This is a genomic window from Bacillus sp. BR3(2024), assembly GCF_039134555.1.
Taxonomy (GTDB): Bacteria; Bacillota; Bacilli; order Bacillales; family Bacillaceae_G; genus Bacillus_A; species Bacillus_A cereus.
The window spans coordinates 4,822,909-4,838,841 of record NZ_CP152433.1 but is presented as its reverse complement, the minus strand read 5'-3'; the positions used below and the strand labels follow the sequence as shown (position 1 = coordinate 4,838,841).

Genomic DNA, 15,933 nt, shown 5'->3' with positions numbered 1-15,933 from the left:
TGTATCATAACAATATATAGTTTCGGGGTGTAGGGATGAGAAAGATTTGTGTGTTTGCAGGTTCTAATTTAGGGGAGAGACCAGAATTCAAAGAGCAGGCAATTCAGTTAGGTAAAATGTTTGTTGAGAACGAGTATGAGCTTGTATACGGTGGTTCATGTGTTGGATTAATGGGAGAAGTAGCAAACGAAGTTCTTCGTTTAGGTGGACGTGTAACAGGTGTTATGCCGCGCGGTCTATTCCGAGGAGAAATTGTGCATACAGGATTAACAGAATTAATTGAAGTAGAGACGATGCATGAACGTAAAGCGAAAATGGCAGAGCTTGCGGATGCTTTTATTGCGCTTCCAGGCGGATACGGAACGTTTGAAGAACTATTTGAAGTTGTATGTTGGTCACAAATTGGTATACATAATAAGCCGGTTGGTTTATTAAACATAAAAGGTTTTTACGGACCAATTTTGCAAATGGTTGAACGTGCAGCAGAAGAAGGATTTATGAATTCATCAAATAAAGAATTGATCGTTTCAGCTGAGACAGCAGATAAACTAATTCATGCAATCCAAAATTATGAGCGTCCTGTTTTGGGAACGAAGTGGAAGCAACTATCATAGCAAATACGGAAACACGGAAACACATGTCGTTTTAATTTAAGATGGCATGTGTTTTTAATTTAGTTAAATATATTAATGTTTAGATGTAATGTTTTGGGGAAAGGAGAAATAGATGGAGGAGTTCGTATATTTACGTCCGGTTTTTAAAAGTATTTTAGCAGCGTCTATTCTTGTTATGCTAATTGTTTTGAGATAGAAGAAAGAGTTGATTAATGAATTTTCGCTTTGGTTTATCTCGGTATTGTGTATCGGTGTTTCAGCGATAACGTTGTTTATGTCCGGATTTATCGTTGATGAGTATAATCTAGGTGGAGATCCACAATCGCTTTGTATGTTTATTGCGATTGGTTGTATTAGTGGTCTGAATTTCATTATTTATTACAGAAGGCAATAAAAGAGGCATTCCATATTACTTTGGAATGCCTTTATCATTTTGATTGCTTTGTTTTTTATACAGGTACCAGCCACCCCAGCCGCCACCAATTGCTACGACAACGAGGAAAGCATAGTCCTTAACCTCGACACGTATATTGAAAATATTAGCCATAAGTAAGAGAATCCCAACTGTTATTAACGCAAAAAATGCTCTAATTAAGTAGTCTTTCAACTGAACCACTCCCGTCATTTAAGTAGTAAATGATGAATTTGGAAAAGCTAAAGGGTGTTTCCTATATTTTAACATAGATGAGATTGTAATATATTGATAAAAGTAGGGGAGAGGGGCGCTGATATTGTCGTGATTTGTCGGCAAATTGATATCCTTTGTCAAATCGTTGATATATTGCGGGTAATGATCGATATAATGAAAAAATCGTTGATATATTGCGAGTTATGATCGATATATTTGAAAAATCGTTGATATAATTTCGTGTACCGTTAAGTGCGACCATTACATAAAAAAGCGACTCTAAACGAGCCGCTTCCGCTTTTAATTATTATTGATTCAAGAACGCACGTAGCATCCAAGCGTGTTTTTCTAGTTCTGTGTAGATGCCTAGTAGTAGGTCAGATGTCATTTCATCGTCAGAGTCTTGAGCGATTTCCATGCCTTTTTTCAGTTCGACTAGCATCATTTCGTAGTCTTTCATGATTGCTTCGACCATCCCTTCTGCAGTTTCTCCGTATGCTGCTTCTTGAATAGAAGATAGTTCTAAGTATTCTTTCATTGTTGCTACTGGTTTGCCGCCAATTGCTAAAATACGTTCTGCAATTTCATCGATGTGAGTAGCTGATTCTGTGTAAAGTTCTTCGAATTTCTCGTGTAATGTGAAGAATTGAGGTCCTTTTACGTACCAATGGAAGTTGTGAAGTTTTGTGAATAAAACGCTCCAGTCTGCTACTTGTTTGTTTAATACTTCGATTACTTGTTTGTTCATTATGATCAATCTCCTTTTGAGTTGTTATGTGATATCAATTACTAATTTATAATAATTGTAATCTAGTAATCTCTATAAATCAACCCTTTTGCTGGAATTAATTTGAACAAATTATGAACTGTTGTAAATAAAAGGCCCTATTACGGTGAAGTAATAGGGCCTTTGTTTGAGATATGGCTCTTGTTCTAAACGAGCCGCTTGTGCTTTTAGTGATATCCAGCTCCGGTGACTAGACCAGTCAGTCATTTCGCGCCTTCCTGTGAGGCAAAGAACGCCTCTTCGTCAGGAGCTCCAATGCCCTCCTGTTCTGAGCAAGTCACCTCCGCTTTTAATTAATATCCAGCTCCAGCGGCTAGAATCTCCGGTCATTTCGCTCTCTCGCTCGAAGCAAAAAGCGCTTCAAGGTCGAGAGCTTGAAGTGTCCTGCGGTTCTGAATGAGCCACTTCCGCTTTAAATGATATCCAGCTCCAGCGGCTAGAACAGTCGGTTGTTTCACTCCTTCATTCGAGGCAAAAAGCGCCTCGTAATCAGGAGTTCCAACACCCTCCTGTTCTGAACGAGCCACTTCCGCTTTTATTTGTTAAACGGCCTTTTGTTTTTCTTCTACATCCTGCCCATCCCAGCACTCTGTATTTTTTAAGCCAGGGATAGAGTTTGCAACGAAGACAGGATCTTTTCCTTGTTTCTTTTGCTTCAAATAGTCTACTAATGCAGCGTAAGCAAATTTGCTAAGGAATGAGATGGCAATTAAGTTTGTGAATACCATTAGTCCCATGAATAAATCAGCTAAACTCCAAACTGTTTTAAGAGCAGCGATTGATCCGAAGAATACCATTCCGACAACTGCAACACGATAAATCATTAACCATGTTTTGCTTTCTTTAATGAATGCGATATTTGTTTCACCATAATAGTAGTTTCCTAGAAGTGAACTGAAAGCGAATAGGAAAATAATAATTGCTAAGAAGGTGCTTGCCCACGGTCCAATTTGTGAACTTAATGCGTTTTGTGTTAATTCGATACCTTCTAAATTTGATCCTTTGTAAAGTCCAGAACATAATACGATAAATGCTGTTGATGTACATACTAAGAATGTATCTACGAAAACGCCTAACGCTTGAACAAGCCCTTGTTTTACAGGGTGAGATACATCAGATGTTGCGGCTGCATTAGGAGAGCTACCCATTCCTGCTTCCGTAGCGAATAAACCGCGCTGAATTCCGAACTTGATTGCTGCTCCAATACCACCAGCGATGGCTTGGTCTAAACCGAATGCACCGTTAAAGATTTCCATGAAAATGCTTGGTAACATACTGAAGTTGTTAATAACGACAAAAATAGCCACGCCGATATAAACGATTGCCATTGGCGGAACAATCATTTCTGTAATACGTGAAATGCTCTTAATGCCACCAAAAATAATAACTGCAACTAATAAGGCTAATAGAGCTCCTACGATTGTTCGCTCTAGTCCAAAAGCATTTTCAAACGCTATTGTTACTGTATTTGCTTGCACTGAATTGAAAATTAATCCGTACGCAACTGTAATAAGAAGTGAAAACCAGACGCCCATCCAGCGTTTGTTTAACCCTTTTTCCATGTAATATGCTGGTCCACCACGGAACCTACTTCCATCTTTTACTTTATAAATTTGCGCAAGTGTACATTCTACAAAACTAGTAGCTGCTCCGATAATTGCGATAAACCACATCCAAAATATTGCGCCAGGTCCACCCATTGAAATTGCTAATGCTACACCAGCTAAGTTTCCGATACCGATACGTGCTGCTGCACTTAAGCAAAATGCTTGGAATGGTGAGATGCTATCTTTCTTTTTTTCTTTTCGATTAAACCCTTTACTAATTAAGCTGACCATCTCACTGAAATGAGTAATTTGGACAAATTTTAATTTAAAGGAGAAGTAAAGACCGAAGCCGATTAGCATTGCAATAAGAATATATGACCATAAAATATTATTCGTTACCTCAAGGAATCTGCTAAAGATATCAACCATATAATACACTTCCTTTTTTTCGTAATAAGAAAATTATATGCAAAAAATATACGAGAATCAATTTTTCTAAAAAATTATGTTACTTAAATCATTTTTGTGTTATGATTATGTTACATCGTGATATTTTTAGAATTATTTACATTTTAAAAAACTAAATTTAAAGCGAGAAGGTGGGGATAATTTGAAAGAAGATTCTTTATGGAAAGTAAGTCTTGAGAGTTTGAAAATGAGAAGTAATATATTTTTTATCATTACATCTTTAAGTATCTTTTTAGGGTCCACTTATTATTACAATAAAAGATTTCCAAATCACAAATATCCTGAGTGGTTAGAATTTCTAAAGTTGATTGGATGAATAAAAGACAGAAAAACAGAAAATTAAAATAAACAAGTTATGGAGGAGCTAAAAATGAATATTAGAGAAAGTGAACTTCCAGGTATTGGTTATAAGTTTCAAATCGTTACGAAAGGTAACGAAAAGATGGTAATTGTCATTCATGATGATGGTCGTAGAGAAATGTATCATTTTGATTCAGATCATGAAGAAAGCATCTCAAGTATTTCACTACGTGACTCAGAGGCGAGACAAATCGCTGCAATATTAGGTGGAATGGTATATAAGCCTAGGGCGTTAGAAAATGTTGAGATGGTTTTTGAAGGTTTAGCGATTGAGTGGTTCAAAGTGGAGAATACAGCTCCAGCAATCGGAAAAACAATTGGCGATCTTGAAATAAGAAAAACATATAGCGTAACAATAATCGCGGTTATGAAGAAGAACATGAAGAAGCTATTTAATCCAGGACCAGAAACAGTAATTGAAGAAGGAGATATGCTTGTAGTTTCAGGTGAGAGAGAAGAAATTAAAAAAATCATTAATGAATTACTTTCAAATAGGGGGGACTGATTAGATGGATACGTTAATTTTTGAAGTTGGTACAGCTTTAGTTTTAGTGGCAATTGCAGCAGTAATTGCTGGAAAATTTAAATTCTCAGTAATTCCTTTTCTAATCGTTCTTGGAATGTTAGTAGGACCGCATGCACCGACAATAGGTGTTATCGATCTCAAATTTATTGAAAGTGCAAGTGTAATTTCCTTCCTTGGACGGATTGGGGTTCTATTCCTTCTATTCTATCTAGGATTAGAATTTTCAATGAAAAAACTAATTAAATCTGGACGCTCTATTGCGATTGGCGGAACGATTTATATTTTAATTAACTTTTCACTTGGTTTGTTATACGGATTTATAATGGGATTCCCATTACTAGAGATCTTAATTATTGCGGGTATTATTACGATTTCTTCTAGCGCTATCGTTGCTAAAGTGTTAGTGGACTTAAGAAGAACTGGTAATAATGAAACCGAATTAATTTTAGGAATTATTATGTTTGAAGATATATTCCTTGCTGTATACCTATCAGTTGTTTCTGGTTTAGTACTAGGGGATCACGCTTCCTTCTTAGGTGCCCTTACTTCAATTGGAATTGCTTTAGGATATATGCTTCTATTCTTTATAGTAGCTAGAAAGGCTACGCCGTTATTAAATAAATTGCTCAATATTAGCTCAGATGAAATCTTTATTATTGTAGTATTTGCTTCATTATTCTTCATTGCTGGTTTTTCAGAAACAATTCACGTTGCAGAAGCAATTGGAGCACTTCTTCTAGGATTAGTTTTCTCTGAGACAGAGCATAGTGACCGAATTGAACATCTTGTTGTTCCATTTAGAGACTTTTTCGGAGCTATTTTCTTCTTCAGCTTCGGGTTAAGTATTGATCCGTTCTCATTAGGCGGAGCGATATGGTTAACGTTAGGTGCTGTCCTTCTTACGATAATCGGTAACTTTGTAGCAGGAATGATTGCAGGAAGACAAGCTGGATTATCTCATAAAGCATCAACAAATATCGGATTAACAATCGTTTCAAGAGGAGAGTTCTCCATCATTATGGCTAATATCGGTATCGCCGGTGGTTTAATGTCAGTACTGAAACCATTCTCAGCACTATACGTGCTTATACTATCCATTTTAGGCCCACTTTTGACAAAAGAGTCGAAGAATGTATATAAATTCTTAAATAAAATCTTTAAGTGGGATACGAAGACTAACTAAACTAAATTTTAAAAAATAAAAGTACAAGATATTTCCTGCTTGTACTTTCATTTTTGTAATGAAAACAGTAAAGAGAGGTACATGATGTTAGGAGAGTTGATCCATTCGGTTTTAGTTTTTTTAGAAGGACTTGGTTATTGGGGAATTATGCTTGGATTAATGCTAGAGGTTATTCCAAGTGAAATCGTATTGTCTTATGCAGGTTATTTAGTATCAACAGGAAGCATTACATTTTGGGGCGCTGTCGCGTTCGGTACAATTGGTGGTGTAATTGCACAACTATTCATTTATTGGATTGGTCGATATGGAGGAAGACCTGTTCTTAAGCGATATGGAAAATATATTTTAATTCAGAAGAAACATATTGATTATGCTGAAGATTGGTTTAATCGTTATGGAACTGGCGTTATCTTTACCGCACGTTTTATTCCGGTTGTGCGGCATGCTATTTCGATACCAGCGGGTATTGCGAAAATGTCACATGCTAAGTTTATTACGCTAACTACATTAGCTGTTATTCCGTGGTCAATTGTGTTTGTATATTTAGGTTTTAAATTAGGAACAGAGTGGGAAAGTATTAATAAAGTTGCGGGGCCATATGTGAAATACTTTGCACTTGCTGCTATTGTTTGTGCAATTGGTTATTTTGTATTAAAAAAAATGATGAAAAAAAAGTGATTACAGAAAAGGAATCTATGTCGACGTAGATTCCTTTTTTATTGGCATTTTTTCAAGGATGAAAGAATACGTTTAATATTTACCATATTGTGGCATACATATAGAAAAAGGGTGCTTGGAAAGGGGAATAAAGAGAAATGGAACTCCAGTTTCAAAATGTATATCAACAGGTAGAGAATTGGTATGTGTTGGATTCGGAGCTTCCTTGGGATGTCAAAAAGTTGAGAGAGGATTTGTTTTCTCTTATTGGAGTATGTAAAACGCCCGTTATTTTTTGTGATACGTGTGATGCAAATGATGTGCTTCTATCATTAGGGGAAGAGGAAGAAGAGTTCCTATTCCCAGTAGGTGGTTTTTATCATAAAGAAAAGCAATTAATTTTCGTTTGTATGTGGGAAGAGTATGATCAAGTTCTCAAAACGCTACTGCATGAATTCCGCCATGCGATGCAGCATAAGAGAGATATATTGTATGTGGGAAGTGAACGGTACGAAGAGCGGTGGATTGAAAAAGATGCGAGGAAGTTCGCGGAGAGGAAATTAGATGAATATAAGAGTAGAAAGTTAATGTAAAGCATAGTGGAGAAATAGCGCTGTGCTTTTTGTACTTATTAAAAATAAGTATTCGACTTTTATTAAGTTTAGTTCTAAACTAATGATATGAAACAAGCGAGGTGATGAAATGAAAACAGAAGATAGACTAGGGCTACTATTATGGTTTCGTTTGTCACGCTTTTATAATAAGAGTATTCGTGAGACGAATCAGCATTTGAAAAAATGGAATATATCTGCCGCCCAGTTTGATGTGTTAGCTCAAGTTGGAGGACATAATCGTTTAACGCAGCAAGAACTTGGAAATAAGCTATTTGTTACGAAAGGAAATGTAACGCAGCTTTTAAATAAAATGGAGCAGCTTGAGTGGATTTTGCGTGAACAAGAGGGTACTACGAAATATATTTCTTTAACAGAAAAGGGAAGAGCTTTATATGAGGAAATCGTCCCATCTCAAGAAACGTTCCAAGCAGAGAAGTTTCATAATTTAAATATAGAGGAACAAAAGCAGTTATTAACACTATTAAAAAAGTTACAGTAAGAAAAAATTTTAAAATAAATCTCGAATTCGAGATAGTATGAGGTGAAGGATATGTTTAGAAAAGTTGATCATAAAAATATGGGCAGAGCAAATCATGGTTGGTTAAATACACATTTTCATTTTTCTTTTGCCAATTACTACAATCCAAATAACATGAACTTCGGAGCGTTACGTGTTATTAATGATGATCTAGTAGCGGCGCAAACTGGTTTTGATATGCATCCGCACCGTGATATGGAGATTATTTCTTACGTTGTAGATGGTGCTTTAACACATGAAGACAGCATGGGAAATCGCGGAACAATTGAGCGTGGACATGTTCAATATATGAGTGCTGGCACGGGTGTATTTCATAGCGAGCATAATTTAGGCGATGAAACGCTGCGTTTATTACAAATTTGGATTTTACCAGACCGCGCAGATTATAAACCAAACTATGGTGAGTTTAAATTTGATTGGAGCAAGCGTGAAGATGAATGGTTCCATATGGTATCTTCAGTAGAAGGAAATGCACCAATTCAAATTCACCAAGATGCGAATTTATATTCTTTATCATTAGAGGCTGGAAAAGAAATTCATTTTCCAGTGAAAGAAGGCCGTCAATTGTATCTTGTACAAATTGAAGGAAGCAGTGTAATAAATGGTGAAACGTTTGTTATGCGGGATGCAGCAGAATCTGTAGAAGAAGATATTCACATTCAAGCGAAAGAGCAATCACACTATTTAGCAATTGAATTGAAAAAACAATAAAAGGTTTATAGAAAAGAGGACATCCGATAGATGTCCTCTTTTTTTGATTAGAATTGTCTGAAAAATGTTTCTCAAATTTTAGGTAGAGGTATCAGCTGGGAAAATAAGAATTGTATAAAAGTGTCAAAAATCTTTATGGGAATGGGGAATGTTATAGTGAAAAAGCAAGTCATTTCATCAGCATTAGCGTTAACTGTTATCGCCGGGGGATTTGGAGCGTTTGGGGCAACGACAACGAAAGCGGAAGAACAAAAAATTCAATATCATCAAGAATTTAAAACACCTGCATACATAGGTGAAGAATGGAAAGCACCGGAAGGACTAGATAAAAAAGAGACAGTCTTTCAATACTTAGAGAGTAAGAAAGATATGTTTAAATTAGCAGGAAATATTGAAAAGCATTTTAATATCGTTGGGGAAGAAAAAGACGCTGAATCTGATACGACACATGTGAAGCTAGTTGAGAAACATAATAACATTCCTGTGTACGGTTCTGATCAAACTGTTACACTTGATAAAGAGAATAATGTAAAAGCATTCTTCGGACAAGTTATTCCGAATTTAGATGATAAAAATATTCCTGCAGCTGCAAGCATTACTGCGGAACAAGCAGAAACAATTGCAAAGGCAGATATTGAGAAAGAAATTGGTAAAGTAAAGAGTTATGATGGTGTGAAAAAAGATTTATTTGTATATGAAAAAGACGGTAATTACTACCTTGCATACTTAGTTAAGGCATCGATTTCAAAACCAGCTCCAGGGTATTGGCATTATTTTGTTGATGCAACGAATGGAAATGTTATTGAGAAATATAACGCTGTAGATAACATTACTGGATTTGGTTACGGAGTATTAGGTGCTAGACAATCATTTGAAATTGCTCAAGATACGAAAACAGGACAATTCAACTTGTTTGATGGTAAACGAGGACAAGGTGTTCATACATTTGATGCAGAAAATATGGACGAGAACTGGTTTAATTTATTCTCACAATGGCTTGGATATACAGGAGAAGAAGTTGAAAGTAAATCTAAGTTCTTCGAAGATAAAGCTGCAGTTGATGCGCATGTAAATGCAGGAAAAGTATATGATTACTACAAAAAGACATTTAATCGTAACTCTTTCGATGATAAAGGTGCGAAGCTTATTTCAACTGTTCACGTAGGGGAGAGCTGGAATAACGCAGCTTGGAATGGTGTGCAAATGATGTATGGTGATGGCGATGGAAAAACATTCATTCCATTATCTGCTGGACTTGATGTTATCGGTCACGAATTAACGCATGCTGTAACTGAACATACAGCAAACCTTGTTTACAAAAATGAGTCAGGGGCGTTAAATGAATCGTTATCTGATATTATGGGTGTTATGGTTGAGAAGAAGAGCTGGGATTTAGGTGCTGATATTTATACACCTGATAAACCTGGTGATGCACTTCGCTCTCTTAAAGACCCAGCGTCTATTCCAAATCCATTAAAACCAAGTGAAGGTTACCCAGATCACTATAGTAAACGTTATACTGGAACAGCTGATAATGGCGGTGTTCATATTAACAGCAGTATTAACAATAAAGCTGCATATTTAGTATCTGAAGGCGGAGATCATTACGGCGTGAAAGTAACTGGAGTGGGCCGTGAAGCGACAGAAAAAATTTACTACCGTGCTCTTACGAAATATTTAACTGCAAACTCTGACTTCAAAATGATGCGTCAAGCTGCTCTTCAGTCAGCTGAAGATTTATATGGTAAAAACTCTAAAGCTGTACAAGCTGTAACGAAAGCTTATGATGCAGTAGGTGTAAAATAATAAGAGAAAAGACCTGACATCCTAGTCAGGTCTTTTCTTTATCCCGCTATCCGCAAATGATGAAATTTCCACTTTATTTAGTCGCGAATGCCTAATGCGATTTTCGCCATACGTGACATACGTTCTTTCGACCACGGTGGATTCCAAACGACATTTACTTCTATTTCATTAACTTCAGGTACGTTCGTTGATAATACTTTTTTAACGTCTGATACGATTTGCCCAGCCATTGGACAACCGATAGAAGTCATAGTCATCGTAATGACAGCATTATTATTTTCATCTGCTGTAACATCATAAACTAATCCAAGATTAACGATATCAACACCTAGTTCAGGGTCAATAACAGCCTCTAAATTGGCAAGTAATTTATTTTCAAATGCTTCTTGTGACATAAGCAGCCCCTCCTACACTTTAATGATATCGATTCTCATTATAACGGAAATGAGCATAATGTGCAGGAAATGAGCTCAAAAAAATATCCCTCTTTCAAAGAAGGGATATTTTTTGAACATCTATTCTGTTTTAAAATGAGATACGAGTTGATCTAACTCTTCAACTGTTTGTTTCATTTTTCTAGCAGTTACTGTCATTTCATTCATAACAATAACTTTCTGTTCAGCAGATTGTGCCGTTGCGGCAGTTTCGCTCGATACTTCAGTAGAGATAGAAGCGATGTTATTAAGTGAAGCGTTCATTTCTTCAGCACTTGCAGCCATTTCTTCAGCAGTTGCTGATATATCTTGCATTTGAGTAGATACTTTATTTACTTGTTCTACAATTGTTGAGAAAGAAGTACCAGCTTCACGAATAACATTAATGCCTTCAAATGCTTCAGAACGGCCTTGAGACATCATAGAGCTAGCAGTTTCTGTATCATTTTGAATTTGATGTAGTAATTGATTAATGTCTGTTGCAGCTGTTTTAGATTGTTCAGCAAGTTTTCGAACTTCGTCAGCTACGACAGCAAATCCTTTTCCTTGCTCACCAGCACGAGCTGCCTCAATAGAAGCATTTAAAGCAAGTAAGTTTGTTTGCTCAGCAATATTAGAAATAGATTGTACAGCAGTATCAATATATTTCGTATGAGTGATTAGACGTTCAACCACTTCTGACGTAGCATTTACAGCTTCGTGTATTGTTGTCATTTGTGAAACAGATTTTTGGATAACGGTACTGCCATCGCTAGCATGTTCAGATGTGGCAACAGCAAGTTCCGCTACAGATGAAGCAGATTCAGCAATGCGCTGAACACTTACTGCCATATCATCCATTGCAGTTGAACTTTCTTCCATACTAGAAGTTTGTGATTGAATACTTGCATTTAAGTTGGACATCGAGCTTTGGACTCTTAATGTCGCCTCACGTGATGTATTCGTTTTTTCTAGCATATTTTCAGAAGCGGTTTGTACTTCCACTGATGTTTTTTGAACACGATTAATAATATGTTGTAGGTTTTCTAACATTTTATTAAATGATGTTGCGATAGCACCTATTTCATCGTTGCTATTTACTTGTAGACGTGCCGTTAAGTCACCTTCTTGAGAGGCCAATTCTTTTAGTTTCGTGTCAATTTGTTGAATTGGTTTCACCAGTTTACCAGAGAACCACCATGCAAGAATAATTGCAACGATAATACATACAACAAGTGATAAGAAAATAACATATTCGATTAAGAGTGCAGATTGATCAATTTTTTCAATAGATTGTTCACGTAATTTAGCTTGTTCATTACTGTAATTTGTGAAGTCACCAATTACTTTATAGACCGTTCCGTTTTCTGAAGAAGCTACTTGTAAAGCCTCTTCCCATTTTTGTTCTTTTGCAAGAGTGAATACTTTTTCTTCAATGAACTTTCTCCAAGTAGACCCTAATTCCATTGTGCTTTTTACGGACGAAGAAAGATTTGGATTAGAAAGAAGTTTATCTTTTGAATCCTCAAGACGTTTACTCATCTCATTAAACTTGTCTAATTCGACTTGATCATGTTGTAGTAAATAACCTCTTAAAGCAGAGAGCTGTACTTGATAAGCGTCTCCACGCTCTTTCAATTCTGTTGCCAGTGGAGAAATTTCTTTTTGTAATGTTTCAGCTTTACGAGATTGGTCGATAGCAAAAAATAAAATAAATGCTAAGGCGACACCAAATAAAGCGCAAATCGTTCCCATCATGAACATAAGTTTTTTTCTGATACTTACAAAATTCATATAATTAAAAGCCTCCTTTGTGAAATCTTAGTATTAGAATTAATAAATGTAAAAAATTGAAAGAAAGCTTTACTCCAGTTGGAATAAAGCTTTCTTATTTCCTTTAGGAATTATAGCAGACGGAATGAGAGATAGAAAGAGATATTTTAAAGTGAAAAAAGAGAGACTGTAAAACTTTCATTCCTATACCTTTGAGCTCGTGTCATTTTCACTTTAAGCGTTTGTTTTGAAATGAGAGACGAGAACTTCAAGTTCTTGTACGATTGTTTTCATTTCAGATGATTTGTTAGCCACGATACTCATTTTGTTTACTTGATCACCAGCCGAATGCGCTGTTTGTGATGTTTCTGCAGCAACTTCGTTTGAAATAGAAGCGATATTATTTAAAGCTGCGTTCATTTCTTCAGAGCTTGCAGCCATCTCTTCAGCAGTTGCAGACATTTCTTGCATTTGTGTAGAGACTTTGTTAATGTGGTTAACAATTTCTGAGAATGAAGATCCGGCGGTACGAATAACCGTAATTCCTTCAGAAGCTTCTGCTTGACCTTGTGTCATCATATCATTTGCTATTTTTGTATCAGCTTGAATTTGATGAAGTAAATGGTTAATGTCAGTTGCGGCTAGTTGAGATTGTTCAGCAAGTTTTCGAACTTCATCGGCAACAACAGCGAATCCTTTGCCGTGTTCACCAGCACGAGCTGCTTCAATAGAAGCATTTAAAGCGAGCAAATTTGTTTGGTCGGCGATATTTGAAATAGATTGAAGTGCAGTATCTATATGATTTGTATGTGTAATGAGCCGCTCAACTACTTGTGATGTAGCGTTAACAGCTTCGTTAATTGTATGCATTTGTGTAATAGATTTCTCAATGACTTTATTCCCATCATCTGCTTTTTCTGAAGTTGTGACAGCTAAACTAGTAACAGAAGAGGCGGACTCAGCGATACGCTGAACACTCGTTGCCATGTCATCCATTGCGGTTGAACTTTCTTCAATGCTAGAAACTTGTGAACGAATATTGTGTTCAAGAGCATTCATAGTTTCTTGGGTTCTTGCGGTATTTTCCATAGAAGCGGTTGTTTCGATAAATACATTTTCGGAAGCTTCTTTTACACTTGTTGATGTTTGTTGAACTTGTTTTATTATATGCTGTAAGTTAGTGAGCATTTGATTAAAGGAATTTGCAATGTCACCAATTTCATCTTTACTTGTTACGTGTAATCTAGCCGTTAAATCTCCGTCTTGAGAAGCTAATTCTTTTAACTTCTCATCAATTTGTCGAATTGGTTTAACGAGTTTACCAGAGAACCACCATGCTAATAAGATAGACGTTAATGTACATGTAATAAGTGAGAAGAAAATAATATATTGAATAAGTGATGAAGAAGACTCGACATCAGCAATTAATGCGTCACGTTTCTCATTCTCTTCATTTGTATATTTATTAAAACGACCTAAAAGATCATTTACATAATCTGTTTGTGATAAAGCAATTTTGGATGCTTCGTCCCATTTTCCTTCACGCGCAAGAGGTAGTACCTCATTATCTATGACGCTACGCCATTTTCCACCCATTAAAATAGCTTCTTTCATTCCTTCTGGGAGCTTCTTGTCACTTGTTACTTTCTCTCTAGTATCAGCTAATTTTTTCCCTTCTCGATTGAACTTATCTAATCCTTTTTGATCATGTGATAGCAAATATTCTTGTAAACCAGCAACTTGTGCTTGGAACCAATCGCCACGTTCTTTTAAAATCGTCGCTCTTTTTGATACATCATTTTTTAACGTTTCGATTTCACTTGCTTGATTCATGGCGAATGAAAGAATAACAATAAGAGCAATACTAAATAAAGAAGAAATGCTTAAGAGTGTGAACAGTAGTTTTTTTCGAATACTAACATATTTCATCGTTACCCCTACCCTCATTTAAACTGTTTATTATGATTTATAGATATTTAAAACAAAATTAATAAAAACATTATTATGAAGTTATTAATCTGTTCAATGAAAATTATAGCAGATAATGGAAGGAGTCAGATTAGTATTAGAAAAAGTTCTTAAAATGTATACATTTGCATATCATAAAATTCATAAATAAATATTAGAAATGCTATTGAAATTTGAAATGACATCATGTATACTTCTAATTAGTTGATAACGATTATCAGTATCAACTAAAAACATTACTCTTCGTTATGTTGGTCATACCCCTTTTTGACGACGTAAGTCAGAGACGAAATGTTGAAATATCTTGTGTCCTATTCTACAGAATTATGGTAATCTCCAACCTCAACTTATATGCGTGAGCATGCAAAAAGGATCCTATCCGTGAAGGGATCCTTTTTTGCATGCTGTCGCAATTATTGTATATAGACCAGGGATACGTTCTTCGATTCCTTCTGGTGCAGTAGAAGGAAAGACCCATCTTTGATGAGATCCATGTTCTTCAACTAGTTTTTCGATTTTAAAACGTTCTTCCGCAAGTGTTGTAATGATTTCTCCTAGCGTCCAGCGACGGATGGTTGTTTTAGGTAGCGATTCTTTCTGTGCTTCTGTAAGAAGGATGCTATAAGCAACATCATCTTCAATTAATTCTTCATCGAAATAATTTCCATTGGCTTGAAATGATGGGTGGTCGACTCCTAATAATTTTGTGTAAACAGGATGATAGTCACGAAGGATAAGCATTCCATCTCGCTTAAGTAAAGTAGCAATTTTTTGAAAGAGTGGTTTTAAATCTAGAAAGTAATGGAGTACACCAAGTTCCAGCAATACGATATCAAATGATTCGGAGAGCTGCACATTTAATACATCCGAAACGACATACTGGATAGAGACACCTGCTGCGTCCGCAAGTTCATTTGCATATTTTGCATTACTTGCTGAAATATCAACAACTGTTACGTCAGAGCCTAAAAGAGCGAGAGCAACACCTTTATTTCCTTTTGAGCCGAGTAAGTTAATAATACGTTTTCCTTTTGGAGATTGTATGTAAGGTAAATAATGTGCTACTTCGCGTGTGGGATCTTCCATAATCCTCTGGCGCCCCATGGCGATTCGTCCAAGCTTCATAAGCAGCTGTATTCCAGCTTTTTTCATTTATAGTGCTTAGTTGTTTTTGGTTCAATGTTATCACTCCTTTTGTGAACGTATAGGTATTAGGCAGGGGGATGGAATTTCCTTTTCTTTCCGTATAAAAGTTTGATATTTCTGTGATTAAGTCGTACAATACTTGTTATACGTAAAAGCGTTGAAAAGGAAAAGTAGGATGAACACATTCTTTCCAG

General features: G+C 36.0%; 14 protein-coding genes, 2 pseudogenes and 1 other annotated feature (1 of these 17 only partly in view). Of the genes and pseudogenes, 9 read left to right on the top strand and 7 right to left on the bottom strand.

Features of this window, described 5'->3' with window-relative positions; translation table 11 throughout:
* The first annotated feature begins 50 nt into the window (after positions 1-50).
* Together V7S45_RS25065 and V7S45_RS25060 are read left to right on the top strand one after the other, a co-directional pair.
* The gene (locus tag V7S45_RS25065; RefSeq protein WP_002026558.1) at positions 51-614 is read left to right on the top strand and encodes a TIGR00730 family Rossman fold protein; all 564 of its coding nucleotides are present in this window, start codon (positions 51-53) and stop codon (positions 612-614) included.
* 112 nt (positions 615-726) lie between these two features.
* Positions 727-1,008: pseudogene (locus V7S45_RS25060) on the top strand (hypothetical protein).
* A gap of 15 nt (positions 1,009-1,023) precedes the next feature.
* Here V7S45_RS25060 and V7S45_RS25055 read toward each other — a convergent pair.
* The 3 genes from V7S45_RS25055 to V7S45_RS25045 all read right to left on the bottom strand — a co-directional run bounded on the left by V7S45_RS25055 (position 1,024) and on the right by V7S45_RS25045 (position 4,005).
* Entirely contained in the window at positions 1,024-1,221 is a 198-nt protein-coding gene (locus tag V7S45_RS25055; RefSeq protein WP_000656316.1) for a hypothetical protein, read from the bottom strand.
* 328 nt (positions 1,222-1,549) lie between these two features.
* Positions 1,550-1,990: a Dps family protein gene (locus tag V7S45_RS25050; RefSeq protein ID WP_001041895.1), complete on the bottom strand. Its 441-nt coding sequence runs from the start codon at positions 1,988-1,990 to the stop codon at positions 1,550-1,552.
* A gap of 581 nt (positions 1,991-2,571) precedes the next feature.
* Positions 2,572-4,005: an alanine/glycine:cation symporter family protein gene (locus V7S45_RS25045; RefSeq protein WP_000227591.1), complete on the bottom strand. Its 1,434-nt coding sequence runs from the start codon at positions 4,003-4,005 to the stop codon at positions 2,572-2,574.
* Positions 4,006-4,414: 409 nt separating this feature from the next.
* Here V7S45_RS25045 and V7S45_RS25040 point away from each other — a divergent pair, with 409 nt between their 5' ends.
* The 7 genes from V7S45_RS25040 (at position 4,415) to nprB (ending at position 10,439) form a co-directional block, all read left to right on the top strand.
* Entirely contained in the window at positions 4,415-4,909 is a 495-nt protein-coding gene (locus tag V7S45_RS25040; protein ID WP_001026075.1) for a cation:proton antiporter regulatory subunit, read from the top strand.
* Positions 4,910-4,913: 4 nt separating this feature from the next.
* A complete protein-coding gene (locus V7S45_RS25035) occupies positions 4,914-6,113 on the top strand; it encodes a cation:proton antiporter (protein ID WP_000380223.1) in 1,200 nt (399 codons plus the stop codon).
* An 84-nt stretch (positions 6,114-6,197) separates the two neighbouring features.
* On the top strand, positions 6,198-6,791 hold the full coding sequence (locus V7S45_RS25030) for a DedA family protein (protein ID WP_142292987.1): 594 nt from the start codon (positions 6,198-6,200) through the stop codon (positions 6,789-6,791).
* 137 nt (positions 6,792-6,928) lie between these two features.
* Entirely contained in the window at positions 6,929-7,363 is a 435-nt protein-coding gene (locus V7S45_RS25025) for a DUF3920 family protein (protein WP_000422806.1), read from the top strand.
* 109 nt (positions 7,364-7,472) lie between these two features.
* The gene (locus V7S45_RS25020; RefSeq protein WP_342761541.1) at positions 7,473-7,883 is read left to right on the top strand and encodes a MarR family transcriptional regulator; all 411 of its coding nucleotides are present in this window, start codon (positions 7,473-7,475) and stop codon (positions 7,881-7,883) included.
* Between the two features lie 51 nt (positions 7,884-7,934).
* Positions 7,935-8,633, top strand: coding sequence for a pirin family protein (locus tag V7S45_RS25015; RefSeq protein WP_025686647.1), 699 nt, complete (start codon positions 7,935-7,937; stop codon positions 8,631-8,633).
* A 156-nt stretch (positions 8,634-8,789) separates the two neighbouring features.
* A complete protein-coding gene (gene nprB, locus V7S45_RS25010; RefSeq protein ID WP_000745123.1) occupies positions 8,790-10,439 on the top strand; it encodes a neutral protease NprB in 1,650 nt (549 codons plus the stop codon).
* A 77-nt stretch (positions 10,440-10,516) separates the two neighbouring features.
* Here the strand turns inward: nprB and V7S45_RS25005 are convergent, their stop codons facing one another.
* The 4 genes and pseudogenes from V7S45_RS25005 to V7S45_RS24990 all read right to left on the bottom strand — a co-directional run bounded on the left by V7S45_RS25005 (position 10,517) and on the right by V7S45_RS24990 (position 15,773).
* Positions 10,517-10,834 carry a metal-sulfur cluster assembly factor gene (locus V7S45_RS25005; RefSeq protein WP_000076422.1) on the bottom strand — a complete coding sequence of 106 codons (318 nt, stop codon included), beginning with the start codon at positions 10,832-10,834 and terminating at the stop codon, positions 10,517-10,519.
* Between the two features lie 120 nt (positions 10,835-10,954).
* Positions 10,955-12,646 carry a methyl-accepting chemotaxis protein gene (locus V7S45_RS25000; protein ID WP_001012209.1) on the bottom strand — a complete coding sequence of 564 codons (1,692 nt, stop codon included), beginning with the start codon at positions 12,644-12,646 and terminating at the stop codon, positions 10,955-10,957.
* 213 nt (positions 12,647-12,859) lie between these two features.
* Complete coding sequence (locus tag V7S45_RS24995; protein WP_000878445.1) at positions 12,860-14,554, bottom strand: methyl-accepting chemotaxis protein; 1,695 nt, start codon at positions 14,552-14,554, stop codon at positions 12,860-12,862.
* Between the two features lie 414 nt (positions 14,555-14,968).
* Positions 14,969-15,773, bottom strand: a pseudogene (locus tag V7S45_RS24990) (class I SAM-dependent methyltransferase).
* Between the two features lie 114 nt (positions 15,774-15,887).
* Positions 15,888-15,933: a binding site (T-box leader), on the top strand (it continues 225 nt past the right edge of the window).